24 protein-coding genes, 1 pseudogene and 1 riboswitch are annotated in these 26592 nt (G+C 70.2%); of the genes and pseudogenes, 15 read left to right on the top strand and 10 right to left on the bottom strand.

Annotated features, from left to right (window positions below):
• Positions 1–55 precede the first annotated feature (55 nt).
• Positions 56–835 (bottom strand): hypothetical protein, encoded by a 780-nt coding sequence (locus tag ACZ4EF_RS11975; RefSeq protein WP_467504097.1) that lies wholly within the window; start codon positions 833–835, stop codon positions 56–58.
• 156 nt (positions 836–991) lie between these two features.
• Between ACZ4EF_RS11975 and ACZ4EF_RS11980 the strand changes: the two genes are divergently transcribed.
• Complete coding sequence (locus ACZ4EF_RS11980; RefSeq protein ID WP_467504099.1) at positions 992–1702, top strand: hypothetical protein; 711 nt, start codon at positions 992–994, stop codon at positions 1700–1702.
• 137 nt (positions 1703–1839) lie between these two features.
• Positions 1840–3075: a hypothetical protein gene (locus ACZ4EF_RS11985; protein ID WP_467504101.1), complete on the top strand. Its 1236-nt coding sequence runs from the start codon at positions 1840–1842 to the stop codon at positions 3073–3075.
• Between the two features lie 31 nt (positions 3076–3106).
• Here the strand turns inward: ACZ4EF_RS11985 and ACZ4EF_RS11990 are convergent, their stop codons facing one another.
• Entirely contained in the window at positions 3107–4147 is a 1041-nt protein-coding gene (locus ACZ4EF_RS11990; RefSeq protein ID WP_467504103.1) for an HNH endonuclease, read from the bottom strand.
• A gap of 172 nt (positions 4148–4319) precedes the next feature.
• Between ACZ4EF_RS11990 and ACZ4EF_RS11995 the strand changes: the two are divergent.
• The 3 genes and pseudogenes from ACZ4EF_RS11995 to ACZ4EF_RS12005 form a co-directional block, all read left to right on the top strand.
• A pseudogene (locus ACZ4EF_RS11995) lies at positions 4320–5000 on the top strand (DNA-processing protein DprA); the annotation flags it as partial.
• A gap of 281 nt (positions 5001–5281) precedes the next feature.
• Entirely contained in the window at positions 5282–6118 is an 837-nt protein-coding gene (whiG, locus tag ACZ4EF_RS12000) for an RNA polymerase sigma factor WhiG (protein ID WP_355346480.1), read from the top strand.
• Between the two features lie 30 nt (positions 6119–6148).
• Positions 6149–6736 (top strand): TetR/AcrR family transcriptional regulator, encoded by a 588-nt coding sequence (locus ACZ4EF_RS12005; protein ID WP_355346483.1) that lies wholly within the window; start codon positions 6149–6151, stop codon positions 6734–6736.
• On the opposite strand, the gene ACZ4EF_RS12010 is transcribed toward ACZ4EF_RS12005, so the two are convergent.
• Positions 6699–7388 carry a peptidoglycan DD-metalloendopeptidase family protein gene (locus ACZ4EF_RS12010; protein ID WP_467504105.1) on the bottom strand — a complete coding sequence of 230 codons (690 nt, stop codon included), beginning with the start codon at positions 7386–7388 and terminating at the stop codon, positions 6699–6701. The genes ACZ4EF_RS12005 and ACZ4EF_RS12010 overlap by 38 nt on opposite strands.
• A gap of 265 nt (positions 7389–7653) precedes the next feature.
• On the opposite strand from ACZ4EF_RS12010, the gene rpsB reads away from it, so the two are divergent.
• The 9 genes from rpsB (at position 7654) to ACZ4EF_RS12055 (ending at position 17796) form a co-directional block, all read left to right on the top strand.
• Positions 7654–8592, top strand: a complete 939-nt coding sequence (gene rpsB / locus ACZ4EF_RS12015; protein ID WP_467504107.1) for a 30S ribosomal protein S2 — start codon at positions 7654–7656, stop codon at positions 8590–8592.
• A 173-nt stretch (positions 8593–8765) separates the two neighbouring features.
• Entirely contained in the window at positions 8766–9602 is an 837-nt protein-coding gene (gene tsf, locus ACZ4EF_RS12020) for a translation elongation factor Ts (RefSeq protein WP_391050340.1), read from the top strand.
• Between the two features lie 166 nt (positions 9603–9768).
• Complete coding sequence (gene pyrH / locus ACZ4EF_RS12025; RefSeq protein WP_355346495.1) at positions 9769–10527, top strand: UMP kinase; 759 nt, start codon at positions 9769–9771, stop codon at positions 10525–10527.
• Between the two features lie 145 nt (positions 10528–10672).
• On the top strand, positions 10673–11230 hold the full coding sequence (frr, locus tag ACZ4EF_RS12030; RefSeq protein WP_188281238.1) for a ribosome recycling factor: 558 nt from the start codon (positions 10673–10675) through the stop codon (positions 11228–11230).
• Positions 11231–11449: 219 nt separating this feature from the next.
• Positions 11450–12475, top strand: a complete 1026-nt coding sequence (locus tag ACZ4EF_RS12035) for a phosphatidate cytidylyltransferase (RefSeq protein ID WP_391161444.1) — start codon at positions 11450–11452, stop codon at positions 12473–12475.
• 84 nt (positions 12476–12559) lie between these two features.
• Positions 12560–13666, top strand: coding sequence for a dual-specificity RNA methyltransferase RlmN (gene rlmN / locus ACZ4EF_RS12040; RefSeq protein WP_355346501.1), 1107 nt, complete (start codon positions 12560–12562; stop codon positions 13664–13666).
• Positions 13667–13757: 91 nt separating this feature from the next.
• A riboswitch (TPP riboswitch) is annotated at positions 13758–13869 on the top strand.
• Positions 13863–14960, top strand: a complete 1098-nt coding sequence (locus ACZ4EF_RS12045; protein ID WP_467504110.1) for a thiamine ABC transporter substrate-binding protein — start codon at positions 13863–13865, stop codon at positions 14958–14960. Its footprint overlaps the riboswitch before it by 7 nt.
• 158 nt (positions 14961–15118) lie before the next feature.
• Positions 15119–16756: an ABC transporter permease gene (locus ACZ4EF_RS12050; protein WP_355346599.1), complete on the top strand. Its 1638-nt coding sequence runs from the start codon at positions 15119–15121 to the stop codon at positions 16754–16756.
• A complete protein-coding gene (locus ACZ4EF_RS12055; RefSeq protein ID WP_391161441.1) occupies positions 16756–17796 on the top strand; it encodes an ABC transporter ATP-binding protein in 1041 nt (346 codons plus the stop codon). Before ACZ4EF_RS12050 ends, ACZ4EF_RS12055 begins: the two co-directional genes overlap by 1 nt.
• 123 nt (positions 17797–17919) lie before the next feature.
• On the opposite strand, the gene ACZ4EF_RS12060 is transcribed toward ACZ4EF_RS12055, so the two are convergent.
• From ACZ4EF_RS12060 to ACZ4EF_RS12080, 5 genes are all read right to left on the bottom strand, one after another.
• Positions 17920–19062 carry an LOG family protein gene (locus ACZ4EF_RS12060; RefSeq protein WP_467504112.1) on the bottom strand — a complete coding sequence of 381 codons (1143 nt, stop codon included), beginning with the start codon at positions 19060–19062 and terminating at the stop codon, positions 17920–17922.
• A gap of 26 nt (positions 19063–19088) precedes the next feature.
• Positions 19089–20246 carry a hypothetical protein gene (locus ACZ4EF_RS12065; RefSeq protein WP_467504114.1) on the bottom strand — a complete coding sequence of 386 codons (1158 nt, stop codon included), beginning with the start codon at positions 20244–20246 and terminating at the stop codon, positions 19089–19091.
• 109 nt (positions 20247–20355) lie between these two features.
• On the bottom strand, positions 20356–21099 hold the full coding sequence (locus ACZ4EF_RS12070; RefSeq protein ID WP_391161438.1) for an ABC transporter ATP-binding protein: 744 nt from the start codon (positions 21097–21099) through the stop codon (positions 20356–20358).
• A 216-nt stretch (positions 21100–21315) separates the two neighbouring features.
• Positions 21316–22707 (bottom strand): aspartate aminotransferase family protein, encoded by a 1392-nt coding sequence (locus tag ACZ4EF_RS12075; protein WP_355346519.1) that lies wholly within the window; start codon positions 22705–22707, stop codon positions 21316–21318.
• A 2-nt stretch (positions 22708–22709) separates the two neighbouring features.
• Positions 22710–23186, bottom strand: a complete 477-nt coding sequence (locus tag ACZ4EF_RS12080) for an Lrp/AsnC family transcriptional regulator (protein WP_355346522.1) — start codon at positions 23184–23186, stop codon at positions 22710–22712.
• A gap of 192 nt (positions 23187–23378) precedes the next feature.
• Here ACZ4EF_RS12080 and ACZ4EF_RS12085 point away from each other — a divergent pair, with 192 nt between their 5' ends.
• Positions 23379–24815 carry a gamma-aminobutyraldehyde dehydrogenase gene (locus ACZ4EF_RS12085; protein WP_355346525.1) on the top strand — a complete coding sequence of 479 codons (1437 nt, stop codon included), beginning with the start codon at positions 23379–23381 and terminating at the stop codon, positions 24813–24815.
• A gap of 48 nt (positions 24816–24863) precedes the next feature.
• Here ACZ4EF_RS12085 and ACZ4EF_RS12090 read toward each other — a convergent pair whose 3' ends face one another.
• Both ACZ4EF_RS12090 and ACZ4EF_RS12095 read right to left on the bottom strand, forming a co-directional pair.
• Positions 24864–25556, bottom strand: a complete 693-nt coding sequence (locus ACZ4EF_RS12090) for a glycerophosphodiester phosphodiesterase (protein WP_355346528.1) — start codon at positions 25554–25556, stop codon at positions 24864–24866.
• Positions 25547–26590 (bottom strand): adenosine deaminase, encoded by a 1044-nt coding sequence (locus tag ACZ4EF_RS12095; protein ID WP_467504116.1) that lies wholly within the window; start codon positions 26588–26590, stop codon positions 25547–25549. Before ACZ4EF_RS12095 ends, ACZ4EF_RS12090 begins: the two co-directional genes overlap by 10 nt.
• Positions 26591–26592 lie beyond the last annotated feature (2 nt).

The following is a 26592-nucleotide window of genomic DNA, read 5'->3' on the forward strand; positions in this document are numbered from 1 at the left end:
AGGAACAGAACGGACGCATTCCGAGGACAAGGCAGTAAGGGTGACTCGGGGCCGACTAATGGGTCCGCAGCCGCTTGAGGAAGGTCCGGACCAGCGCGTCCAGCTCCGGGTCCTGAGCGGTTTCCTCCACCAGGATGCGCTCAATGTGAACGAAGCCGCTGTTCCGCCAGTGCCGATCCCGAGTTCCGTCGGCTGCCAGTCGGCCGCGGTGATGCGGCCCGTCGACCTCGATCAGGCCAGCCCTGCCCTCGCGAACGACGAGGAAGTCTGGCGTCCACGTGTTGCCGACACCCACACGCCCCAAGGGCAAGGGAAAGATCGAGATGGTGGCGTCGGCAGGAAGGGCGGCCTGAGCTCGCTTGAGCGCCTCATAGACCCGTAGTTCCTCGCGGGAATCAAAGACGAATCCGTCGCGTCGCAGTTCGGGCTTCGGATCGGTGACCCGCGCGGCGTGGTTTGTCGTGGTATCGGACGTGAGTCGACCTTGCAGGTCCTGTCTCCAGTCCGAACCCACCTCTGGAAGCGCTGGCCCGATATAGACAGAATGTGCTTCCACTCCGTTCCGCTCAGCGATCGGCAAGAGAGCATCTCGGATCCGCGCAAGAACGTCCTCGGTGAACCGATCCATCAGCCACCCCGGGACGAGGAGGCGGGCATCCATCCAGTCGCCAAACCTGTTGCCGGGAGACCACTCGATCCCCTCGACGTCCAGGAGAAGAGCCGCTGCTTGAACGTCTCCTTGATCATGAAGGAACCAGGCCGTTTGCCCGAGGACGATCTCTTCGACGGAGAGCGCCGCCTCCTCGTTGGAGGTCTTGCCGACTTCTGAAGTCACCCAGCAAGCCTAGAGCTGCGGTCTGACACGCGAACCTAGTTGGTCGGAACCGACGAACCACCGACAGCGATCCTGGCCTGCGTTGTCAAGAGATCCACTTGATGGCACAAAAAAGTAGTCGTGACTATCAGTCACCTAGATGCGATGAGAGCGAACGTGGACATCCAAACCGCCGTCGACAACTACGCCGGTGCCATGAAGCACTGTGACAACCTGATCGACGTCCATCGGGCTGCTGGGAGCGGGATCCGCGGCCGCCGAACTGCTGAGACCTCGGTCAACCGGGGAACGATCGTGCTGGCAGTCGCGGCCTGGCAGGCATTCGTCCAGGACACTGCCTGCGCGTTGCGCGACGAGGCACTGGCCGAGCTCAACACGATCTCGGGTGCTCCGCTGCTGGCTGGAGCGATGAAAAGCTGGGCCACTGACTTCGATGCGGCCCTCGAAAAGTTCTCCACTCCAGGACCCGCGCAGTCCTGCTCGCTCCTCGGACGCGTCGGCTTCGACCCCCGCCCCCATTGGACCTGGAAGCAAGGCGGGGGCAGGGGCAAGCACCCCCTTATAGTGCAGCCCAAGCACGTCGCTGAAGTGATCACGCAGTGGCTTCGCGTGAGGCACGATGTTGCCCACGGCCATGCCACGATCCACGCCGTTCCTGTCCTGACCGCAGTACGTGACGCCAACGCGTCTCACAAGGCCAGGTCCGCGCCCACGCTTCGCCTCACCGACGCTATTGACTGCGTCGGCTTCTTTCGAGCGACCGTCCGGCTGACTGCGGAAGCTGCTGCCAAGCACCTACAGGCACCTCAACCGGTCTGGCAGAAGCTGCCGCCGCTCACGCTTGGACTGCACGTTTCGAAGCTCTAACTCTTAGCAATACGACCAGGCCAGCTAGAGAACATACGTTCACTATCAAGTGCGTGTGGTCGGAGCGAGCGGGCCATCTGAGAGGCAGCGACGACAAGTCCCGGACAGGGCCACGCCATGCCGATAAGCTGGCCGCCGTGTTCGACGCGATTGCGATCCGGCGCACCGCTCCCTCTGGAGCTTCCGGGGGACCGCTTGACCTTGGTCGGCTCGCTGAGTCGATGCTCTTCTACCGCAAGGTTCGACTGGCGGTCACACGTCACAGCCTGAAACAGCTGATCGTTTCACTCGGACCAGACGTGGCCTTGGAACTCTCCAAGAATCCGAACGTCGACCTGATCTTTCTGGACCGTGACTTCGTCCTGCGGACGGAAGACACGGGGACGGGGGAAGCCCGGCATCGGCCAGCCACGATCACCGTGATGGACTCGATCCAGCGCGGCGACGAGACCACGTATGCCCCCCAGACGCTCGAGTCGCTGGTTATCGAGATGTTCCGCGAGGCCACCGGAAAGTCTGGCGCCGGACGGCGGATGGCCAATCGGTTCCTCGGACAGATAGATGTCCATGCGTTCGACCCGAATCTGCTGGGCCTGGCCAATGAGGACTGGGAGGACCAAGGATTGGTTCGCCAGGTGCTCGTCGACCTCGTTCGTGAATTTGCCCCGGACTATGCGATTCCGAGCGACTTCAAGGTATGTCTTACCCCCACCGCCGACGAGCACTACAAGTTCGAGACGAACCTGGACTGGGCTGCTGTGTCACGAGCGAGTGGCTCGGATGGCGATGCAGGCCTCCTTGACCCCGTCAAGGTACTGCTCGGCATGGTTGAGATGCGCCAAGATCTTGCCCTAGGGGCGGATCTGGGGACCTCGCTCGCCCAGGATCGTCTGAGTGAGCGGATTATGCGGACCAAGTGCACCGAGCTTTTTGCCCAGCTGGACAGTCAGCAGGGCAAGATCGAGGAGTTCCAGACGCTGGTCGTCAAGGGAATTGACGATATGGGGGGAGCGATCAACTCGGGGCAGCGCACCTTCCGCGAGTTCCTCGACGTTCTTGACAAGGCGGAGGACTTCCGGGTTTGGCTCGACAAGCAGGCTCCCACTTCTGACCTTGTCGCCACGTATTACGCGGAGGCGTTCAAGAAGAGCCCGTTCGAGAAGCTCCCGCTCAACAAGGAACTGACCTGGGTTCTACCCACCGTCGTTGACTTCGGCATGGTTGCCGGCCATGCGACCACAGCCGAGCTCGCCGCTCCGACAGCGGCTCTCGGCTTGGCCATGCTCGATCGCCTGGTCCTCGACCGCTTCAGGAAAGGGTGGCGACCCGCCACCTTCATCAACAACGAGCTGATGCCGTTCGTCAACAGCTGAGCAGTTTCGTGCCACTCTGGCCTCAGGCGGCTCAGACACCGCACTCCACCTCAAAGAGGAAACCCTGCCGCGCGACGAGCTGCTCGTTACTCTGGAAAGATGCCTCGCCCACCAATTTGTCTGCCTTACGCAGATTGCACAGCAGATGGGCCAGTTGAACATTGCCGCGGGTATGGTCTCCTCCTCTCACCAGAGGGGTGATGTGGTCGAGGCTGGCGCTCAGTGGCCGCGTCAGCGGGTCGTTCCACGTGCATCCAGGGTCCACAGGCTCACTGCATAGCTGGCAGACCCATCCGTCACGCTCAAATATCTCCTCGTGAGAAAACCGCTCCACGACGACCGCAGCCATGCGGGCGCGGCGGCGCTGAGCACTGGCGCGACCCAACTCGTTCACGCGGTCGCGGTTGGCGTTCGACCAGCGGCGGATGTTGAAGCGCTGGAGGCAGATCCTGCCGCGGCAGAATCGCGCGCGAGTCGAACGAGACTCGGAGATGGGAGTGCCGCACTCCAGGCATCGGCGATTTTGGAGCAAGTGCATATAGTCAGGTCGGGACAGTCCGTCGCGGGCGGCACTCCGGGCCTCGCTGCTGCACTTGTGTGAGCAAAAGATCGCATTGGAGGCTCGATCATCGCTGATTGCTCCGCCGCACCATGCGCAGTCTTCCAGCGGGTCGATCACTTGCTTGGGGTTGTGGACCGGGTGATATCCGGCAGCGCAGTCGGAGCTGCAGTACTCCGCCTTGTTCGTACGTGACTCAGGGATCGGTCCCTCGCAGAGCTTGCAAGTCCGCCCCTTGCGTCGTTGCAAGCGATCTTCCTTGTCCTTCGCGACGCGCTTCGCGTTCGACTTGATGGCGTTGACGCGGCCCTTGCAGGTTTTCGAACAGTAGATCTGATCTGATCGAGTCGGCAGGAACTCGACGCCACAGTTGTGAGCCTGGCACTTGAGTGGCCGCTTCTTGGCCGCTCGATCGTCGCGCTGTTTCTTCCAGTAACAGTCGCGGTCACAGAACCGCGCGATCGGGTTCTTGCTCGGCGGTAACAGTTCGCCGCACCCTTCGCAAGACTTCACGAGTCCCTCCCCGTCATGATCCTTAGAGGTCGACTTTGCAGACTACGAGGAGCCACTGACATTGATACTCGTGCGCGGCTGCCGCAGGTCCTGGCTCTGCCACCGACTGAAGACGCTGGGTTGCAGACTGTGGAGCATCCAGATGCAACACGCTCGGACCGGCTAGAGAACCTACGGGGTGGACGGTGTGGTGCACCGGGGCGCGCTGCGGGCGGGCGGCGCCACCATCGGCGTGGTGGCCAGCGGCGTCGATGTGCCGTACCCGCCGGGCAACACCCAGTTGATCGGCGAGATCGCCGAACGCGGCCTGCTAGTCGGCGAACTGCCGCCGGGCGACCACCCCACCCGCAGCAGATTCGTGCTGCGGAACCGGGTGATCGCCGCCCTGACCCGCGGCACGGTGGTGGTCGAGGCGCGCTACCGCAGCGGTTCCCTGGTCACCGCGCGGCGGGCCGCCCAGTTGGGGCGGGTGACGATGGGGGTGCCGGGGCCCTGCACGAGCGGTCTGTCGGAAGGGGTGCACGAACTGCTGCGCGGGGACGCCGTGGTGGTGACCGACGCGGCCGAAGTCATCGAGATGGTGGGGGAGATCGGCGCCGACCTCGCACCCGCCCGCCGCGGACCCGTACTGCCGCGCGATCTGCTCGACCCGGCGGCGGCCCGCGTACTGGAAGCGCTCCCCGGTCAAGGGGACGCCTGCGAAGAGGAGATCGCCCTCGTCGTGGGGTCCACCAGCGACGACACGCTGAGACGGCTCTACGAATTGCAGGCCCTCGGCTTCGTCGAACGCGACGACGGGCGGTGGAAGTTGGTCCGTACCGCGCACGACGGCGCGCCGCGTCGGGAGGGTTGACGCCATCGACACACCATCAGGTGACAGGAAACCGCCGTGACCTGGGACGATCGTAGGACCGGCCGCGGGCGGCCCGGCGGCCCACCATGATGACCCGAGGGGCTCCCGCTCGGGCCCCGTACCGGGCGGTATAGCCGGTCCGGTGAGCGCGCACCGGTAGAGGAACGTATCTGCGCATGTCCCATACGGATGATGTAGCAATAAGCGACACTATGGTCACGCTACGCTCGCGGAGGCTCGATTTCCCGCCCACGTCTCGGCAGAACGGCTCAAAACGGCACATGCCCCAGTACACCCCCGGGTCCGAGCGGGCGACGGCGGCGACCGCCCCCCGCACCTCCCCTCGGCCAGCCGCCCCCACGTCGCTCGACGAACTGTGGCGGACCTATAAGTCCACGGGGGACGCCCGGCTGCGGGAGCAGTTGATCCTGCACTACTCGCCGCTGGTGAAGTACGTGGCGGGCCGGGTCAGCGTCGGACTCCCGGCCAACGTCGAGCAGGCCGACTTCGTCTCCTCCGGGGTGTTCGGACTCATCGACGCGATCGAGAAGTTCGACCCGGAACGCGCGATCAAATTCGAGACCTACGCGATCACCCGTATCCGCGGCGCCATGATCGACGAACTGCGCGCGCTCGACTGGATCCCGCGCTCCGTCCGGCAGAAGGCGCGCGCCGTCGAACGCGCCTACGCCACCCTTGAGGCCAAGCTGCGCCGCACTCCGAGCGAGCCCGAGGTGGCGGCGGAGATGGGCGTCGGGATCGAAGACCTGCACGCGGTGTTCAGCGCGCTGTCCCTGGCCAACGTCGTCGCGCTGGAGGACCTCCTGCACGCGGGCGGCGAGGGCGGCGACCGGCTCAGCCTCGTCGACACCCTGGAGGACACCGGTGCCGACAACCCCGTCGAGGTCGCCGAGGACCGTGAGCTGCGCCGACTGCTCGCCCGCGCGGTCAACACCCTTCCCGAACGCGAGAAGACCGTCGTCACCCTCTACTACTACGAGGGCCTGACACTCGCCGAGATCGGCCAGGTACTCGGCGTCACCGAAAGCAGGGTCAGCCAGATCCACACCAAGTCCGTCCTCCAACTACGGGCAAAGCTGGCCGACGTCGGGCGGTGACAGGCGCGGCACAGTGTCTACAGTGGTGGGATGCCCAGGATTCGAGCGGCCTCGGTGGCCGAACACCGGACGATGCAGCGCCAGGCCCTGCTGGACGCCGCGCGTTCGCTGCTGTCCGAGGGCGGCACGGAGGCGCTGACCTTCCCCGCCCTGGCCGAGCGCACCGGACTGGCGCGCTCCTCGGTCTACGAGTACTTCCGCTCCCGCGCCGCGGTGGTCGAAGAGCTGTGCGCCGTGGACTTCCCCGTCTGGGCCGCCGAGGTCGAGGCCGCCATGCAGGCCGCCGACACCGCCGAGGGCCAGATCGAGGCCTACGTACGCAGCCAGCTCGCGCTGGTCGGCGACCGCCGCCACCGCGCCGTCGTCGCGATCTCCGCCGGTGAACTGGACGCGGGCGCCCGCGAGAAGATCCGCGCCGCCCACGGCGGCCTGGTCACGATGGTCGGCGCCGCCCTCGCGGCCCTCGGCCACGCCGAGCCCCGCCTGACCGCCATGCTCCTGCAAGGCGTGGTCGACGCCGCGGTCCGCCGGATCGAACTCGGCGCCGCAGAAGACCCCGTTCACATCACCGAGTCGGCCGTCACGATGGCGCTGCACGGGGTGACCGGCCGCCCCTGACCCGCGCTGCCGCCTCCGCCTTCCGTTCCGTCCCGCCCGCCGCCGCGCCGAACACCGGCAGCAGCCGGGAGGGCCCCGCGCGCAGCAGCCACGGCGGCAGCAGGGTCAACGGGTCGAGGTAGACGTCACCCCGCAGGAGGCCCCAGTGGAGGCAACCGGGTGAGCGGTGGACGGCGGAGTCGGTCACCACTCCCAACGGCCCGCCCGCCGCGAGCCGGGTGCCGACCGCGACCGTCCCCCGTACCGGCTCATAGGTGACGCGCAGGCTCGCGTCCGGCCGGTCGAGCCGCAGCACGACGACATCGGTGCCCGCCACCTTCCCCGCGAAGGTCACCTCGCCGGGAGCCGCCGCCCGCACCACGCTCCCCGGCCCCGCGCGTAAGTCGACCCCGCGGTGTCCCGCGGCATAGGGCGTCGCGGGCGGCTCGAAGGCGCGCAGCACCGCCGGCCGCCCCCGTACTCCCGGCCCTGCCACGGGCCAGCAGCGCGCGTCCGAGCCGGCGCCCGCGCACCCCGCGCCGCCCGCCGTCCCCGTGCCGCCGGCCGTCCCCGTGCCGCCCGCCGTACCGGCGCCGCCCGCCGTCCCCGTGCCGCCGGGGAGGGCCGTCAGCAGAGCCGTCATCACCACCGTCAACCACATGTGAAGTGCCATGGCACGAGCATCCCGGATCCGGGCGGCGAAAGATGATCATGGTCCTGGCCTGTGGATAACTCGGGTGTCGCCCGGCACTCCACCGGTCCCGTACACTTTCTCTGGCGATCCGGGTCACCGGGTCGACTTCGCACGCCCCGCCACCCACTCCCCTCATCGGGACGGTGGCCGCGCCCCTCGGTCCCTCGTGGCACGGCGCGTCGGGACGTCAGGCGCGACCGCCGTCCGGCGGTCGCGATAACCGAGTACCTCAAGGAGTACGGCCATGGCCGTCGTCACGATGCGGGAGCTGCTGGAGAGCGGCGTCCACTTCGGGCACCAGACCCGTCGCTGGAACCCGAAGATGAAGCGCTTCATCTTCACCGAGCGCAATGGCATCTACATCATCGACCTGCTCCAGTCGCTGTCGTACATCGACCGCGCCTACGAGTTCGTCAAGGAGACCGTCGCGCACGGCGGCTCCATCATGTTCGTCGGCACCAAGAAGCAGGCGCAGGAAGCCATCGCGGAGCAGGCCGCCCGCGTCGGCATGCCCTACGTCAACCAGCGCTGGCTGGGCGGCATGCTCACCAACTTCTCGACCGTCTACAAGCGCCTCCAGCGCCTGAAGGAGCTCGAGGAGATCGACTTCGACGACGTGGCCGCGTCCGGCCTCACGAAGAAGGAGCTGCTGGTCCTCTCCCGCGAGAAGGACAAGCTGGAGAAGACCCTCGGCGGCATCCGCGAGATGCAGAAGGTGCCGAGCGCCGTCTGGATCGTCGACACCAAGAAGGAGCACATCGCCGTCGGTGAGGCGCGCAAGCTCCGCATCCCGGTCGTCGCGATCCTCGACACCAACTGCGACCCCGACGAGGTCGACTACAAGATCCCGGGCAACGACGACGCGATCCGTTCCGTCACGCTGCTCACCCGTGTGATCGCCGACGCCGTCGCCGAGGGCCTCATCGCCCGCTCCGGTGCCGCCACCGGTGACAAGAAGGCCGAAGGCGTCGCCGAGCCGCTCGCCGAGTGGGAGCGTGACCTGCTCGAGGGCGAGAAGAAGGCCGACGAGGCGCCCGCCGCCGACGCGACCGCCGCCGCTGCCGAGGCGCCCGCCGCCGAGGCCGAGGCTCCGGCCGACGCCGCCCCGGCCGACGCCGAGACCGCCGAGGCTCCGGCCGACGCCGCCCCGGCCGCCACGGAGGGCGAGTCCGAGCAGGCCTGAGCCTGTTCCGACCCGTACCGACGGCACACCGGCACCACCGGTCAACCGCACAGCAGCAGGACGCGTATCGCGTACGACGCGTACGACGTGAACCACGCGTGACGACGGCGGGGGCCCATGCCCCCGCCGTCCACCCGTAGATCCACCGACCATTCGGGAAGAGACTTAAACCCATGGCGAACTTCACCGCCGCTGACGTCAAGAAGCTCCGCGAGCTGACCGCCGCGGGCATGATGGACTGCAAGAACGCCCTTGTGGAGGCCGAAGGCGACCTGGACAAGGCCGTCGAGATCCTTCGGGTCAAGGGCCAGAAGGGCGTCACCAAGCGCGAGGGCCGCTCGGCCTCCAACGGTGCGGTCGTCTCCCTGATCGCCGCCGACAACTCCGAGGGCGTCCTCGTCGAGCTGAAGTGCGAGACGGACTTCGTCGCCAAGGGCGACAAGTTCGTCGCCGTGGCCGACGCCATCGCCGCCCACGTCGCCGCCAGCAAGCCGGCCGACATCACGGCGCTGCTCGGCTCCGAGATCAAGGACGGCCAGACCGTCCAGGCGTACGTGGACGAGGCGAACGCCACCCTCGGCGAGAAGATCGTGCTCGACCGCTTCGCCCAGTTCTCCGGCACCTACGTGACCTCCTACCTGCACCGCACCAGCCCCGACCTGCCCCCGCAGGTCGGCGTCCTGGTCGAGCTGGACAAGGCCGACGCGCAGGTCGCCAAGGACGTCGCCCAGCACATCGCCGCCTTCGCGCCGACCGCCCTGTCCCGCGACGAGATCCCGGCCGAGACGGTCGAGAACGAGCGTCGCGTCGCCGAGGCCACCGCCCGCGAGGAGGGCAAGCCCGAGGCCGCCCTGGCGCGCATCGTCGAGGGCCGGGTGAACGGCTTCTTCAAGGAGAACGTCGTCCTGGAGCAGGCCTTCGCGAAGGACTCCAAGAAGACCGTCCAGAAGGTGCTGGACGAGGCCGGCGTCACGCTGAAGCGTTTCGCGCGTTTCCGCGTCGGCGTCTGATCGCGCTGGACACGAAAGCAGCGAATGACCGACGGCCCGGCTAGGGTCGTACGCGGTCGGCCGCCCGCCGACCGGCCGCAGATGTGACGAGGAGGCCATTGCCGTACAGGGAACCCACGAGGACCCGCGGCAATGGCCTCCTTCGTACGTGCACGAGGAGATCTCCATGGACAAAGGCGCCGATACGGCCCACCACACCACCGCCCACCGCCGCTATCTGCTGAAGCTGTCCGGCGAGGCGTTCGCCGGGGGAGGCGGTCTCGGAGTCGATCCCGACGTCGTGCACGCCATCGCCCGCGAGATCGCCGCGGTCGTCGCGGACGGCTACGAGATCGCCCTCGTCGTCGGCGGCGGCAACTTCTTCCGCGGCGCCGAACTCCAGCAGCGCGGCATGGACCGGGCCCGCTCGGACTACATGGGCATGCTCGGCACGGTCATGAACTGCCTGGCCCTCCAGGACTTCCTGGAGAAGGAGGGCGTCGAGACCCGCGTGCAGACCGCGATCACCATGGGCCAGGTCGCCGAGCCGTACATCCCGCTGCGGGCCGTACGGCACCTGGAGAAGGGCCGCGTCGTCATCTTCGGCGCCGGTATGGGCATGCCGTACTTCTCCACCGACACCACCGCCGCCCAGCGGGCCCTGGAGATCGACGCGGCGGCCATGCTGATGGGCAAGAACGGGGTCGACGGGGTCTACGACTCCGACCCCAAGCTGAACCCGGACGCGGTGAAGTTCGACGCCCTGGAGTACGGCGAGGTCATCACCCGCGACCTGCGGGTCGCCGACCTCACCGCGATCACCCTCTGCCAGGACAACAAGCTGCCGATCCTCGTCTTCGAGCTGCTCGCCGAAGGGAACATCGCGCGGGCCGTGAAGGGTGAGAAGATCGGCACGCTGGTCAACGACCGGGGCTCCAGGGCTTAATGACCGCCCGAGCGCCGGGTGGTGACACGTCCCGGTTCGCCCGGTCCGGGGATGGACAACAGGCTGCCGGTCGGACACCGTGCAGGAAAGACGCGCGCAGGGGCCCGACCGTCAGGCTCCGCCTTCTGAATACCAGGAGCACATGGTGATTGAAGAGACCCTCCTCGAGGCCGAGGAGAAGATGGAGAAGGCCGTCGTCGTCGCCAAGGAGGACTTCGCGGCGATCCGTACCGGCCGGGCGCACCCCGCGATGTTCAACAAGATCGTGGCCGAGTACTACGGCGCGCCCACCCCGATCAACCAGCTCGCCTCGTTCGCGGTGCCCGAGCCGCGGATGGCGGTGATCACCCCCTTCGACAGCAGCAGTCTGCGCAACATCGAGGAGGCGATCCGCAACTCCGACCTCGGCGTCAACCCGAGCAACGACGGCCGGATCATCCGGGTGGCGTTCCCGCAGCTCACCGAGGAGCGGCGCCGGGAGTACATCAAGGTCGCCAAGACCAAGGGCGAGGACGCCAAGATCTCGATCCGCAGCGTCCGCCGCAAGGCCAAGGAGACCCTCGACAAGCTCGTCAAGGACGGCGAGTCGGGCGAGGACGAGGTGCGCCGCGCGGAGAAGGAGCTGGACGACACGACGTCGAAGTACGTCGCCCAGGTCGACGAGCTGCTCAAGCACAAGGAAGCCGAGCTGCTGGAGGTCTGACCGGGCCGGGCCCCCGGGCCCGCCCCGGAAACACCGCCCCGGACATCTCAGTCCGTCCGGACACGCCCGTCCGGACACGCCCGTCCGGACACGCCCGTCCGGACACGCCCGTCCGGGCACCATTCCTGACGCCCGTCCGGACACCGGCAGTACGACCGTATGCACGATCCCGCCCTCAGCCCTTCCCGGCCGACACACGACGACGCGAGGCGAAGCTCAGTGAACGACTCTTCCTGGGGCGCTTCGCCACGCGCCGGTCACTGGGGAGCGCCCGAGGACACGGTCACCAACGGCGCGGCCGACGGCTCGATTGCGGATGACACGATCATCTATCCGGCGGGTTCCGCACCCGATTCCGGGCGCGGCAGGAAGACTCCTCCTATGCCAACCGCCCCGGAGCCGACACCGCCGCCGCAGCCCCCCGCGAAGAAGTCCGCAGGGCGGAATCTGCGCGCGGCGATAGGGGTCGGCCTCGGCCTCGGCGCGGTCATCGTCGCCTCGCTCTTCATCGTGAAGGCGGTGTTCGTCGGCGTCGTGGTCGTCGCCGCCGCCGTCGGCGTCTGGGAGCTGACCTCGCGGCTGGCGGAGCGCAAGGGCATCCGCGCCCCGCTGATCCCGATCGCGGCCGGCGGTACGGCGATGATCATCGCCGGGTATCTGCGCGGCGCGGACGGCGCCTGGGTGGCGATGGCCCTCACCGCGCTCGCCATCCTCGTGTGGCGCATGACGGAGCCGCCCGAGAACTACCTGCGCGACGTCACCGCCGGCGTCTTCGCCGCCTTCTACGTGCCCTTCCTGGCCACCTTCGTGGTCATGATGCTCGCCGCCGACGACGGCCCGCGCCGCGTCCTGGTCTTCCTGCTGCTCACCGTGATCAGCGACACCGGCGCCTACGCCGTCGGCTGGCGCTTCGGCAAGCACAGGCTCGCGCCCCGCATCAGCCCCGGCAAGACCCGCGAGGGCCTGCTCGGCGCGATCTCCTTCGCCATGGTCGCGGGCGCCCTGCTCATGCAGTACGTCATCGACGACGGCCGCTGGTGGCAGGGCCTCCTCCTCGGCCTCGCCGCCGCCGTCAGCGCCACCCTCGGCGACCTCGGCGAATCCATGATCAAGCGCGACCTCGGCATCAAGGACATGGGCACCCTCCTGCCGGGCCACGGCGGCATCATGGACCGCCTCGACTCCCTGCTCCCCACCGCCCCCGTGGTCTGGCTCCTCCTGGCCGTCTTCGTCGGCACCGGCTGACCCCGACGGCCGCCGCCCGAGCGACAGCCCCCGGACCAGCGGGCGACCGGCCGACCCATTTCGATCTGCGACACTTGTCAGATCATGCCTGTACCCGGAGAACTCACTTTTGCCGCGCCGCGTGGGGCCAAGAAGCCGCCGCGGCACCTTGCCGACCTCACTCCCGTCGAGCGGCGGGAGGCGGTGGCCGCGCTCGGGGAGAAGCCGTTCCGGGCGAAGCAACTGTCGCAGCACTACTTCGCGCGGTACGCCGACGATCCGGCGGCGTGGACGGACATTCCGGCCGCGGCGCGGGGGAAGCTGGCGGAGGACCTGCTGCCGGAGCTGATGACGGTGGTGCGGCACGCGTCGTGCGACGACGGGGACACCCGTAAGACGCTGTGGAAGCTGTTCGACGGGACGCTCGTCGAGTCGGTGCTGATGCGGTACCCGGACCGGGTCACGATGTGCATCTCCTCGCAGGCGGGCTGCGGCATGAACTGCCCGTTCTGCGCGACCGGGCAGGCCGGTCTCGACCGGAATCTGTCCACCGCCGAGATCGTGCACCAGATCGTCGCGGGCATGAAGAGCCTGCGCGACGGCGAGGTGCCCGGGGGGCCCGCGCGGCTGTCGAACATCGTCTTCATGGGGATGGGCGAGCCGCTGGCCAACTACAAGCGCGTGATCGGCGCGATCCGCCGCCTCACCGACCCCGAGCCGGACGGCCTCGGCCTGTCGCAGCGCGGCATCACCGTCTCCACGGTCGGCCTGGTCCCGGCGATCTACCGGTTCGCCGACGAGGGGCTGAAGTGCCGCCTCGCGGTCTCGCTGCACGCGCCGGACGACGAGCTGCGCGACACCCTGGTGCCGGTCAACACCCGCTGGAAGGTCCGCGAGGTGCTGGACGCGGCCTGGCACTACGCCGAGGTCTCCGGCCGCCGGATCTCCATCGAGTACGCGCTGATCCGGGACATCAACGACCAGGCGTGGCGCGCGGACCGGCTCGGCCGGATGCTGAAGAACCACCGGGTGCACGTCAATCTGATCCCGCTCAACCCCACGCCCGGCTCCAAGTGGACGGCCTCCCGGCCGGAGGACGAGCGGGCGTTCGTCGCCGCGCTCGAGTCCCACGGCGTGCCCGTGACCGTGCGGGACACCCGCGGCCAGGAGATCGACGGCGCGTGCGGCCAGCTCGCGGCCTCGGAGCGCTGAGGCGCCGGGCGCGTTAGGGGCCCGGCGCTGACCAGCCCTTTCGCACCTGCTGCTATCGTGCACGTGCAATCACACAAGTACGTACAAGTGAACATTCCGACAGGGGAGCGCCTGAGACGGCGCTGAGAGTGCGGCCCACGAGACCGCAGACCCTCGGACCTGATCCGGGTCATACCGGCGTAGGGAGTCTGCACAGATGAACACCATCCGTCGGCGTGCCATCGGCGCGCTCGTCCTGGCCACGGTCGGCGCCACCGCGCTCGCCGCGTGCGGCAGCGACTCGGGCGGCACCAAGACCAGCGGCGGCAGCACGTCCAAGACCGTGACGCTGGTCAGCCACGACTCGTTCGCGGCGTCCGACGCCGTGCTCAAGGACTTCACCAAGGAGACCGGCTACACGGTCAAGGTGCTGCGCGGCGGAGACGCGGGCGCGGCCGTCAACCAGGCGATCCTCACCAAGGACCACCCGCAGGGCGACGTCTTCTTCGGCGTCGACAACACGCTGCTGTCCCGCGCGCTCGACAACGGCCTGTTCACCCCGTACGCGGCCAAGGGCCTCGACCAGGTGCCCGCCGACCTCCAACTCGACGCGGTCAAGCACCGGGTGACGCCCATCGACTCCGGTGACGTGTGCGTCAACTACGACCGGGCGTACTTCACCGCGCACAAGCTGGCCCCGCCCGCCACCTTCGCGGACCTGGTCAAGCCGGAGTACAAGAACCTGCTGGTCACCGAGAACGCCGCGACGTCCTCGCCCGGTCTGGCCTTCCTGCTCGGCAGCGCCGCCGCCTACGGGGACTCCGACTGGCAGTCGTACTGGAAGCAGCTCAAGGCCAACGGCGTCGAGGTCGTGGACGGTTGGGAGCAGGCGTACAACGACCGCTTCTCCGGCTCCTCGGCAGGCAAGAAGGCCAAGGGCGACAAGCCGCTGGTCGTGTCGTACGCGTCCAGCCCGCCCGCCGAGGTCGTGGGCGTCACCCCCGCGCCCGCCCAGTCCCCGACCGGGGTCTCCACCGGCACCTGCTTCCGCCAGATCGAATTCGCCGGGCTGCTGCACGGCGCGAAGAACACCGCGGGCGGCCGGGCGCTGATCGACTTCCTGCTGAGCAGGACGTTCCAGGAGGACATGCCCCTCCAGATGTACGTCGACCCGGTGCGCAAGGACGCCGCCGAGCCCGAGGTGTTCACCAAATACGGCGCGAAGATCACCGACCCGAAGACGCTGGCGCCCGACAAGATCGCCGCCAAGCGCGACGAGTGGGTCAAGGCATGGTCGTCGATCGTCCTCAAGTGACGCCCGGCGCCGAAAAGACGGACGCGGCCGATACGTCGGGCCACGCCGATACGACGGACACGACCGATACGACGGACACGACCGGCACGGCATCGGCGGTACGCGGCAGGGGCCGGTCGCTCGTACCCGGTCGCGGCACCGCGATCCGGCTCGCCCTGATGGCCGTGCCCGCCGCCTTCTTCGGGGTGTTCTTCGCCTACCCCGTGATCTCCATCGTCGGCCGCGGCCTGCACCAGGGCGGCCGGTGGCAGCTCGGCCGGATCGGCGACGTCCTCGGCGACGGCTCCATCCGGCACGTGCTGTGGTTCACCTGCTGGCAGGCCGCCGCGTCCACCGCGCTGACCCTGGCCGTCGCCCTGCCCGGCGCGTACGTCTTCGCGCGGCTCGACTTCCCCGGCAAGCGGCTGCTGCGGGCCGTCGTCACCGTGCCCTTCGTGCTGCCGACCGTGGTCGCCGGTTCGGCCTTCCTCGCGCTGCTCGGCCGCGGCGGCTTCACCGACTCGCTGTGGGGCGTCCGCCTGGACACCACCGTGTGGGCGATCCTCATCGCGCACGTCTTCTTCAACTACGCGGTGGTCGTCCGCACCGTCGGCGGCCTGTGGGCGCAGCTCGACCCGCGCCAGGAAGAGGCCGCGCGGATGCTCGGCGCGAGCCGGCTCGCCGCCTGGCGGCGGGTCACGCTGCCCGCGCTCGGCCCCTCGGTGGCCGCCGCCGGGCTGATGGTGTTCCTGTTCACCTTCACCTCCTTCGGCGTGATCCAGATCCTCGGCGGCCCGCTGTACTCCACCCTCGAAGTGGAGATCTACCGGCAGACCGCGGAACTCCTCGACCTGCCGACCGCCGCCGTGCTGACCCTGCTGCAATTCGCCGCCGTCGCCGCGATCCTCGCCGTGCACGCCTGGACCGTACGCCGCCGGGAGTCCACGCTGCGGCTGGTCGACGCGGCCACCACCGCGCACCGGCCGCGCGGCAGGGGGGAGCGGACGCTGCTCGCCGGAGTGCTCGCCGTCATCGCGCTGCTGATCCTGCTGCCGCTGGGCGTGCTCGTCGCCCGCTCGCTGGACGGCCCGGACGGCTACGGCTTCGCCTTCTACCGCTCGCTCGGCTCCGTCGGCTCGGGTCGGAGCGGCGGCACCTTCACCGTCGCCCCGCTGGAGACGGTCTGGAATTCGCTGCGGTACGCCGCCGTCGCCACCGTCATCGCCTTGACGGTCGGCGGGCTCGCCGCCGCGGCCCTGGTCCGCAGGGCGGGACGGCTGGTCCGCGGCTTCGACGCGCTGCTGATGCTGCCGCTCGGCACCTCCGCCGTCACCGTCGGCTTCGGCTTCCTGATCACCCTCGACAAGCCGCCGCTCGACCTGCGGTCCTCCTGGATCCTGGTGCCGCTCGCCCAGGCGCTGGTCGGTGTGCCGTTCGTCGTACGCGTCATGCTGCCGGTGCTGCGCGCCGTGGACGACCGGCTGCGGGAGGCCGCCGCGGTGCTCGGCGCGTCACCGCTACGGGTCTGGCGCGAGGTCGAACTCCCGCTCGTCGGACGGGCGCTGGCCGTCGCCGCGGGCTTCGCCTTCGCCGTGTCGCTCGGCGAATTCGGCGCCACCGTCTTCATCGCCCGCCCCGACAGCCCGACCCTCCCGGTCGCCGTCGCCCGCCTGCTCGGCCGCGCGGGCCCGTCCACGTACGGCCAGGCCATGGCACTGAGCACCATCCTCATGCTGGTCTGCGCCGCGTCGCTGCTGGTGCTGGAGAATCTGCGCCCGCGCGGGCGGGGCGCCGACCCCTCACCCGGAGAGTTCTGATGACGCTGCTGCGAGTCGAGGACGCGACCGTACGGTTCGGCGCGCGGGCCGCGCTGGACGCCGTCACGCTGGAGGTGGCCGCGCACGAGACGGTGTGCGTGCTCGGGCCCAGCGGCAGCGGCAAGTCCACGCTGCTGCGGGCCGTCGCCGGACTCCAGCCGCTGGACGGCGGACGGGTGCTGCTCGACGGCGCCGACCAGGCGGGCGTTCCCGCGCACCGGCGCGGCGTCGGCCTGATGTTCCAGGACCACCAGCTCTTTCCGCAGCGCGACGTCGGCGGCAACGTCGCCTTCGGGCCGCGCATGCACAAGGTGCCGCGCGAGCGGCGCGAGGAGCGGGTGCGCGAACTGCTCGACCTCGTCGGGCTGCCCGGCGCGGGCGGGCGCGGCGTCGCCACGCTCTCCGGCGGGGAGCAGCAGCGGGTCGCCCTGGCCCGCGCCCTCGCCCCCGAGCCGCGGCTGCTCATGCTCGACGAGCCGCTGGGACAGCTCGACCGGGCGCTGCGCGAACGGCTCGTCGTGGAGCTGCGCGAACTTTTCCGTCGCCTGGGGACGACGGTCCTGGCCGTCACGCACGACCAGAGCGAGGCGTTCGCCCTCGCGGACCGGGTCGTGGTGATGCGCGACGGGCGCATCGCGCAGTCCGGTACGCCGCTGGAGGTCTGGCAGCGGCCGGTGTCGCCCTTCGTGGCCCGCTTCCTCGGCTTCGACAACATCGTGGACGCCAGCGTCGGGGGTGGCGTCGCCGATACGCCGTGGGGGAAGGTGCCGGTGCCCTCCGGCACCCCGCAGGGGCCCTGCCACCTGCTCATCCGGCCCGCCGGGGTGCGCCTCACCGGCCCCGGGTCCGGGCTTCGCTGCACTGTCGTCGCCCGCACGTTTCGTGGTGACCACATCACGCTCGTCCTGGCGCCGGAGGCGGGGCCGCGCCTCGAAGCCGGGTGCCCTTGGCGGGCGGCACCCGAGGTCGGCGCCGAGGTCGCCGTGACCTTCGCCCCCGAAGAGGTCGTCCTCCTCGCGGACGCCCCCCACCGCCCCTAGGGCCGGTCCTTCAGGGGCGCGGGGAACCGCGCGAGCAATCCGCCACCGGCCGGTGGTCCGACGACAACCGATCCGCCCCGTTGGGGGAAAAGACCGGCTGACCGTCTCGGTCAGTGAGCCGTTCTAGGGGGTGGCCAGCTTGGACAGGGCGGCGGGGACTTCCGCGACGGAGTCGACGAGGGCGAGGAGGGGGGACATGGGGCGGCCGGAGGCGAGGGCGGTGAGGAGGGGCCAGGCGGGGAGAGTGGTGGTCCAGTGGACGCGGTCGACGAGGACGAGGGGAACGGGAACCCCTCGGGAGGAGTAGTAGTCGGGGGTGGCGGCGTCGAAGATCTCCTGGACGGTCCCGGCGGCGCCGGGGAGGAAGACGACCCCGCCGGTGCAGCGCGAGAGCAACCCGTCCTCGCGGGTCGCGTTGGCGAAGAACTTGGCGATGCCGGAGGCGAAGGCGTTCGGCGGCTCGTGGCCGTAGAACCAGGTGGGCAGCCCGTAGGAGGGTCCGCCGTCCGGCCAGCGGTCGCGTACCTCGAAGGCGGTACGGGCCCAGTCGCCGACGGAGGGCGCGAAGGACGGGACGCCGGCCAGGACGGCGAGGGCCTTGCGGAGCATCAGGTCGTCGTAGGGCGCGGCGTAGGCGCCGAAGTTGGCGGCCTCCATCGCGCCGGGGCCGCCGCCGGTGGCGACGGTGTGCCCGGCCCTGGCGAGGTCGCGGCCGAGCCGTGCGGCGCCCGCGTAGGCGTCGGAGCCGCGCTCCATGGCGTGGCCGCCCATGACGCCGACCACGCTGAGGCCGCGCAGGCGCTCGTCGAGGGCGTCGGACACGGCGTCGTCGTGGATCGAGCGCAGCATCGAGGCGAGTATGTCGCCCTCCGCCGCGGCGGAGCGCGCCCAGGCGTGCGTACGGGCGTCCGGCGTCCGCTCGTAACCGTCCTCGTCGAGGCCCGCGTACAGCTCGTCGGGGCTGTAGAGCGCGCCCCGGTACGGGTCGAAGGGCAGGTCGGGGACGGGCGGGAAGACCAGCGCGCCGCCCGCGCGCACATGGGCGAGGGCCTGCGGTTCCATCGGGCAGCCGAGGAAGACGGCCTGCGAGGTGTCGGTGACGAGGAGCGCGAACGTACGGTCGGTCAGGTCGACGGCCTGTACGCGGTATCCGGCGAAGGAACCGCTCAGGGCGACCTGGTCGAATTCGGCCAGCGACTCAACTTCCCTGTCCCGTCCGGGAGTTCGGGGAGTGTCGGGCGCTGCGGGCGGGATGTCGGCGGGCACGTCTGAACGATAGTCCTCGGTGCGGCTCACCGGCCCGGCGGGACGGTGGTGAGTACGGCGACCAGGGCCGTGAGGGGGACGGCGGCGGCCAGCAGGACGCCCGCCCGCAGCGCGACCGCGCCGCGCAGGAGCGCGGGGGAGGCGCCGACCTGGCGCAGGGCGGCCATCGCGGGCTCCCGGCCGCGCCGGGCCTCCAGCAGCGCGGTGCCCGCGGTGGCCAGCACGCACACCACGATCAGGACACCGGCCAGGGCGGTGAGGGGGCCGAAGGGGCGGGCGCCGCCGCGGTGCAGGTCGTACGCGGCCACGGCCGCGGCGGCGGTGGCGCACAGGGCGCCGAGCGGGCGGCCGACCGCACCGGCCTCCTCCTGGAGGGCGCGTCCGGCCAGCAGCCGGAGCGCGCCGGGGCGGAAGGCGGCGAGCAGCCGTCCGCAGGCGTGCACGAGGCCGGGACCCGCGAGGACCATGCCCGCGGTGGCGACGACCCAGCCGCCGAGCGCGAGCGGCGCGATGGAGCCGAGACCGCCGGGCAGCGGCACCTCGTGGCCGTGCGGCGCGGCCACCTCGGCGGCGAGCCCGACGGCGATCAGGGCGACGCCCCAGGGCAGGCCGCCGGGCGGATCGGCCGCGGAGACCTTGCGGGTCGCGGGGGCGGGCGCGGTGGAGACGGTGCGCGGTGGCCACAACTGGGCCGCGCCGATGACGGCGGCGCTCACCGGGACCAGCGCGAGCAGCGTCAACGCGCCCGCGAGCGGCACCTGTTCGCCGCCGCCGAGGAGGTCGGAGGCGGCGCCGTGGAAGGGCAGCGCGCCCGTCAGGTCGCCGCGCAGGTGCAGAAACGCCAGCAGGGCCACCGCGCTGCCGACCGCGCAGGTCAGGGCGGTCGCCGACGCGGCGAGCAGGGCCACGCCGGCCCGGCCGAGGCCCACCGCGGCCAGTCCGGGACGCGGCCACCGCGCGGGCACCGCCCGCCCCGCGGCCACCGCGAACTGCACGGTCACCACGACCGGCAGCGCGCACCACGCCAGCCGCGCGGCGGCGTCGGCCGGCCGGTGCGGGTGCCCGAGGGCGTATCCCAGCGCGGCCAGCAGCAGCAGCCCGGTGGCCGCCGACGCGGCGGCGACCAGCACCCACCGCACCAGCGCGGTGTACCGCGCCCCGCGTACGACACGAAAACTCAGCACGCCCGGCTCCCTTCCGACACGGGCCGCCGCCCCGTACGGGCCATGGCCACGGCACCGGCCCCGCCGAAGCGGGCACCCGTAAGGGCACGGGCGGTATGGACAGTCGAGGTCATACGGACGCGGCCCGCGTCGTCGTCGTCGCGGTCGGCTCGGAATCCCGCTCCTGCGCGGGCATCGCGGCGTTGACCCGGCCGTCGAGCAGCGGGATCACGCGGTCCGCGAAGGGCGCGATGTCGTGGTCGCAGGCGCTGAGCACGACGGTGATGCCGTGCGAGCGGGCCGCGCTGGTGAGGGTCCGCATCACCAGGGCGCGGTCGGGACGGTGCAGCGGCGCGCCCGGGTCGTCGGCGAAGACGATCTCCGGGGTGGTGACCAGGGCGCGGGCCACCGCGATCCGCTGCCGCTCGGCCTGGAGGAGTTCGGCCGGGCGCTTGCGGGCGGCGGCCCCGATGTCGAGCCGGTCAAGCCACTCCTGCGCCGCGGCCCTGGCCGCGCGGTACTTGGTGCCGCGCAGCAGCAGCGGCAGCGCCGCGTTCTCCCAGGCCGTCAGCTCGGGCAGCAGTTGCGAGGTGCTGCCGACCCAGCCGAAGCGGTCCCTGCGCAGCTCGTCCCTGGCCGTCTCGGGGAGGGTGTGGACCGGGGCGCTGTTGAACCACACCTCGCCCTCGTCCGGCACCAACTGCCCCGACAGGCAGCGCAGCAGCGTCGACTTGCCCGCGCCTCGCGGACCCACGACGGCCAGGATCTCGCCCTGCCGTACGCCCAGCGACACACCCAGCAGCGCGGGGGACCCGTCGTGCGCGTGGCGCAGCGAACGGGCCCACAACACGTCATTGTCCGGCGGGGCCACCATGCCGTTACCTCCGCGGTTCGCGAACCAATCCCCTCCGGGGAGGTTAGGCGCCGTCAGCCCCCGCGGCCCGCAGGCACGGCGTACGTCCCCCGCGAGCCGCCCGTCCGGGTGACAAGCCCCCGACGCCTGCCTGACGCAGGCGGGTGCCCCAGTTCCCCGCGCCCCCAAAAGAAGCACGGCGATGGCGTCTCACGCCGAGGGAGCGCGCTGGAAGCGTCAGAGCTTGGTCCACGCCTCGGTCAGGACGCCGCGCAGGATGGCCTCGATGTCGTTGAAGAGGGACTGGTCGGAGGTGAGCGGCGGGGCGAGCTGGACGACGGGGTCGCCGCGGTCGTCGGCGCGGCAGTAGAGGCCGGCGGCGTACAGCTCCTTGGAGAGGAAGCCGTACAGGACGCGCTCGGTCTCCTCGTCGGTGAAGGTCTCCTTGGTGGCCTTGTCCTTGACGAGTTCGATGCCGTAGAAGAAGCCGTTGCCGCGGACGTCGCCCACTATCGGCAGGTCGTTGAGCTTCTTGAGGGTGTCGAAGAACGCGCCCTCGTTGTCCAGGACGTGCTGGTTGAGGCCCTCGCGCTCGAAGATGTCGAGGTTGGCGATGCCGACGGCGGCCGAGACGGGGTGGCCGCCGAAGGTGTACCCGTGGAGGAAGGTGTTGTTGCCCTTGTAGAAGGGCTCGGCGAGCCGGTCGGAGATGATGCAGGCGCCGATGGGGGAGTACCCGGAGGTCATGCCCTTGGCGCAGGTGATCATGTCGGGCACGAAGTCGAACTTGTCGCAGGCGAACATCGTGCCGAGCCGCCCGAAGGCGCAGATGACCTCGTCGGAGACGAGCAGCACGTCGTACTGGTCGCAGATCTCGCGGACGCGCCGGAAGTATCCGGGGGGCGGCGGGAAGCAGCCGCCCGCGTTCTGCACCGGCTCCAGGAAGACGGCGGCGACGGTGTCGGGGCCCTCGAAGAGGATCTGCTGCTCGATCTGGTCGGCGGCCCAGCGGCCGAACGCCTCGGGGTCGTCACCGTGGATCGGGGCGCGGTAGATGTTCGTGTTGGGCACCTTGCGCGCGCCGGGGACCAGCGGCTCGAAGGGGGCCTTCAGGGCGGGCAGCCCGGTGATCGACAGGGCGCCCTGCGGGGTGCCGTGGTAGGCGACCGCCCGTGAGATCACCTTGTACTTGGTGTGGTTGCCGGTCAGCTTGTGATACTGCTTCGCGAGCTTCCAGGCCGTCTCGACGGCCTCGCCGCCGCCGGTGGTGAAGAAGACCTTGTTGAGGTCGCCGGGCGCGTAGTGCGCGAGCCGCTCGGCCAGTTCGATCGCCTTGGGGTGCGCGTAGCTCCAGATCGGGAAGAAGGCCAGCTCCTGGGCCTGCTTGTACGCGGTCTCGGCCAGCTCGTGCCTGCCGTGACCGGCGTTGACCACGAAGAGCCCCGACAGACCGTCGATGTACCGCTTGCCGTGGTCGTCGTAGATGTACGTGCCCTCGCCGCGCACGATGGTCGGCACGGGGGCGTTCTCGTACGACGACATGCGGGTGAAGTGCATCCACAGGTGGTCGTGGGCGGTCCTGGAGGAGTCCGAGGCAGTCGCGGACGGTGCGGGGTTCGTGGAGGTCATGGCTATCTGGTTCCCCAGGTGTAGGTCTGCTTCCGCAGCTTGAGGTAGACGAAGGTCTCGGTGGAGCGGACGCCGGGCAGTGCCCGGATCCGCTTGTTCACCAGGTCCAGCAGGTGGTCGTCGTCCTCGCAGACGATCTCCACCATCAGGTCGAAGGAACCGGCGGTGATGACGACGTAGTCGACCTCGTCCAGCGCGGTCAGCGTCTCGGCGACCGGGTCGATGTCGCCGTCCACGTTGATGCCGACCATCGCCTGCCGCCGGAAGCCCACGGTGAGCGGGTCGGTGACGGCGACGATCTGCATGACGCCCTGGTCGAGCAGCTTCTGTACGCGCTGCCGCACCGCCGCCTCGGACAGGCCCACGGCCTTGCCGATCGTCGCGTACGGACGGCGTCCGTCCTGCTGGAGCTGTTCGATGATCGCGTTCGACACCGCGTCTATCGACGGCGCTCCGCCGTTCTTGTCCCGAGTGGCCACGCGCCCCACTGTGCAGGAGAGGTCGACGGTCGCGCAAGCCCTTCACGATGAAAATCGTCGCCGACGGCCCTCTGTGGTACCGAATCGGTTGTTGAGGGGGGATGGGTGTGTCGAATACGGCAGTCCTGCGGCTAAGCTGGGGAACGTCTCAGCCCGTGGACACCGGACTCGTACGACCAGGGAGCAAGCGCCGTGACCGAACTCCGTACTCTGCGCAATTACATCGACGGAGAGTTCCGCGACGCCGCGGACGGCCGGACCACCGAGGTGGTCAGCCCGGTGACCGGCGACGCGTACGCCACCGCGCCGCTGTCCGGCGCGGCCGACGTGGACGCGGCGATGGCCGCCGCGGCGGCCGCTTTCCCCGCGTGGCGCGACGCCACCCCGTCGGAGCGGCAGAAGGCGCTGCTGAAGATCGCCGACGCGATCGAGGCGCGCGCCGATGAGCTTATCGCGGTGGAGAGCGAGAACACCGGCAAGCCGATCGGACTGACCGCCAGCGAGGAAATCCCGCCGATGGTGGACCAGATCCGCTTCTTCGCGGGCGCCGCGCGCATGCTCGAAGGCCGCTCGGCCGGTGAGTACATGGACGGCATGACGTCCATCGTGCGGCGCGAGCCGGTCGGCGTCTGCGCGCAGGTCGCGCCCTGGAACTACCCGATGATGATGGCCGTGTGGAAGTTCGCCCCGGCCATCGCGGCGGGCAACACCGTCGTCCTCAAGCCGTCCGACACCACGCCCGCCTCCACCGTGCTGCTCGCCGAGATCCTCGGCGGCATCCTCCCCAAGGGCGTCTTCAACGTCGTCTGCGGCGACCGGGACACCGGCCGGGCGATGGTCGAGCACCCGGTGCCCGCGATGGCCTCCATCACCGGTTCGGTACGCGCGGGCATCGAGGTCGCCGGATCGGCCGCCAAGGACGTCAAGCGGGTCCACCTCGAACTGGGCGGCAAGGCCCCCGTCGTGGTCTTCGAGGACACCGACATCGCCAAGGCCGTCGAGGACATCGCCGTCGCCGGATTCTTCAACGCCGGGCAGGACTGCACCGCGGCCACCCGCGTCCTGGTCCAGGAGTCGATCCACGCGGAGTTCACCGCGGCCCTCGCCAAGGCCGCCGCCGAGACCAGGACCGGCCTGCCGGACGACGAGGACGTGCTGTACGGGCCGCTGAACAACGCCAACCAGCTCGCCCAGGTCAGCGGCTTCATCGAGCGGCTGCCCGCGCACGCCAAGGTCGAGACCGGCGGCCACCGGGTCGGCGAGCGCGGCTACTTCTACGCGCCGACCGTCGTGTCCGGGCTGCGGCAGGACGACGAGATCATCCAGCGCGAGGTCTTCGGCCCCGTCATCACCGTCCAGTCCTTCACCGACGAGGAGCAGGCCGTCGCCTGGGCCAACGGCGTGGACTACGCGCTGGCGTCCTCGGTGTGGACCAAGGACCACGGGCGCGCCATGCGGATGTCCAAGCGGCTGGACTTCGGCTGCGTGTGGATCAACACCCACATCCCGCTGGTCGCCGAGATGCCGCACGGCGGCTTCAAGCGGTCCGGCTACGGCAAGGACCTGTCGGGCTACGGCTTCGAGGACTACACGCGGATCAAGCACGTGATGACCTCGCTGGACGGCTGAGCCGGCCGTCCGGCCTCCCCCGCGGGCGGGCCCGCGGGGGAGGGGCGGTCAGGCGCGGCGCCGCAGCAGCCGCTGCAAGGCGTCCAGCCGGTTCGTGGTGATCGCGTCCACGCCCAGGTCGAGCAGCCGGGTCATGTTGCGCTGCCAGTCCGCCGTCCACGCGCCGACCAGCAGCCCGTTGTCCGCGGCCCACCGCACGGTCGTGGCGTCGATCAGCCCGAAGCGCAGATTGATCCACCGCGGCTTCAGCTCGTCCAGGAGCGAGCGCGGCGGCGGGGCCACCGTCGTCCAGGTCATGGCGATCTCCGCCGACGCGTCCAGGTCGCGCACCGTCAGCATCGCGCCGAGCCCGCCGCAGTAGTAGACGCGGTCGCCGACGCCCGCCTCCGCCACCGCGGCCATGGTCGCCTTCACCTGGCCGACCGAGGTCAGGTCCAGCATCATCCGGCCGCCGCCGGGGTGCCGCAGCAGCTCAGCGAAGGCGTCCGCCAGGGTGGGCACACGGCCGTCGGTGAGGTCCACGACGTCGTTCAGCGACAGGTCGCCGACCGCCTCCGGCACCTTCCACAGCCGCTCCAGCGTCTCGTCGTGCAGCAGCACCGGCACGCCGTCGGCGGTCAGCTTCACGTCGACCTCCACCGCGCCCGCGCCCTTGAGCAGCGCCGACCGCACGGAGGGCAGGGTGTTCTCGCGCTCGTGGTACGGGTCGCCGCGGTGGGAGACCGCGACGGTCACCGCCACGCCGCCGTGTACGCGTCGATCTCGGCGGCCAGCGCACGCTTGCCCGCCGGGTCGAGGAAGGAGACCTCGACGGCGTTCTTGGCGAGCGCCGCGACCCCGGTGTGGTCCAGCTCCAGCAGCCGGGCGGCGACCGCGTACTCGGTGTTGAGGTCGGTGCCGAACATCGGCGGGTCGTCGCTGTTGACCGTGACCAGCACGCCCGCGTCGATCATCTCCCTGATCGGGTGCTGGTCGATCTCGGTGACCGCGCGGGTGGCGATGTTGGAGGTGGGGCAGACCTCCAGCGGGATGCGCTGCTCCGCGAGGTGATCGAGCAGCCGCCGGTCGCGTACCGCGCTGGTGCCGTGGCCGATGCGCTCCGCGCCCAGTTCGTTGATCGCGTCCCAGATCGTCTCGGGGCCCGTCGTCTCGCCCGCGTGCGGCACGCTGTGCAGACCGGCGGCGCGCGCCCGGTCGAAGTACGGCTTGAACTGCGGCCTCGGCACGCCCAGTTCCGGGCCGCCCAGACCGAAGGAGACCAGGCCCTCGGGGCGCAGGTCGAGCGCCAGGTGCGTGGTCTGCTCGGCGGACTCAAGACCCGCCTCGCCGGGGATGTCGAAGCACCAGCGCAGGGTCACGCCCAGCTCGGACTCCGCGGCCTTGCGCGCGTCCTCGATGGCCTCCATGAACGCCTGCTCGTGGATGCCGCGCCGGGTCGAGCTGAACGGGGTGACGGTCAGCTCCGCGTAGCGGATGTTCTGCCGCGCCATGTCCCTGGCCACCTCGAAGGTGAGCAGCCGTACGTCCTCGGCGTCCCTGATCAGGTCGACCACCGACAGGTAGACCTGGATGAAGTGCGCGAAGTCCTTGAAGGTGAAGAAGTCGGCGAGGGCCGCGGGGTCGGCGGGGACCGCGGAGTCCGGGTGCCGGGCGGCCAGTTCCGCGACGATCCGCGGTGACGCGGACCCGACGTGGTGGACATGCAACTCGGCTTTCGGAAGTCCGGCGATGAAGGTGTCGAGGCCGGAGCCGGAGCCGGGCGCGGTGTCGGGCATGC

This window comes from Streptomyces sp. NPDC025721 (assembly GCF_055558595.1).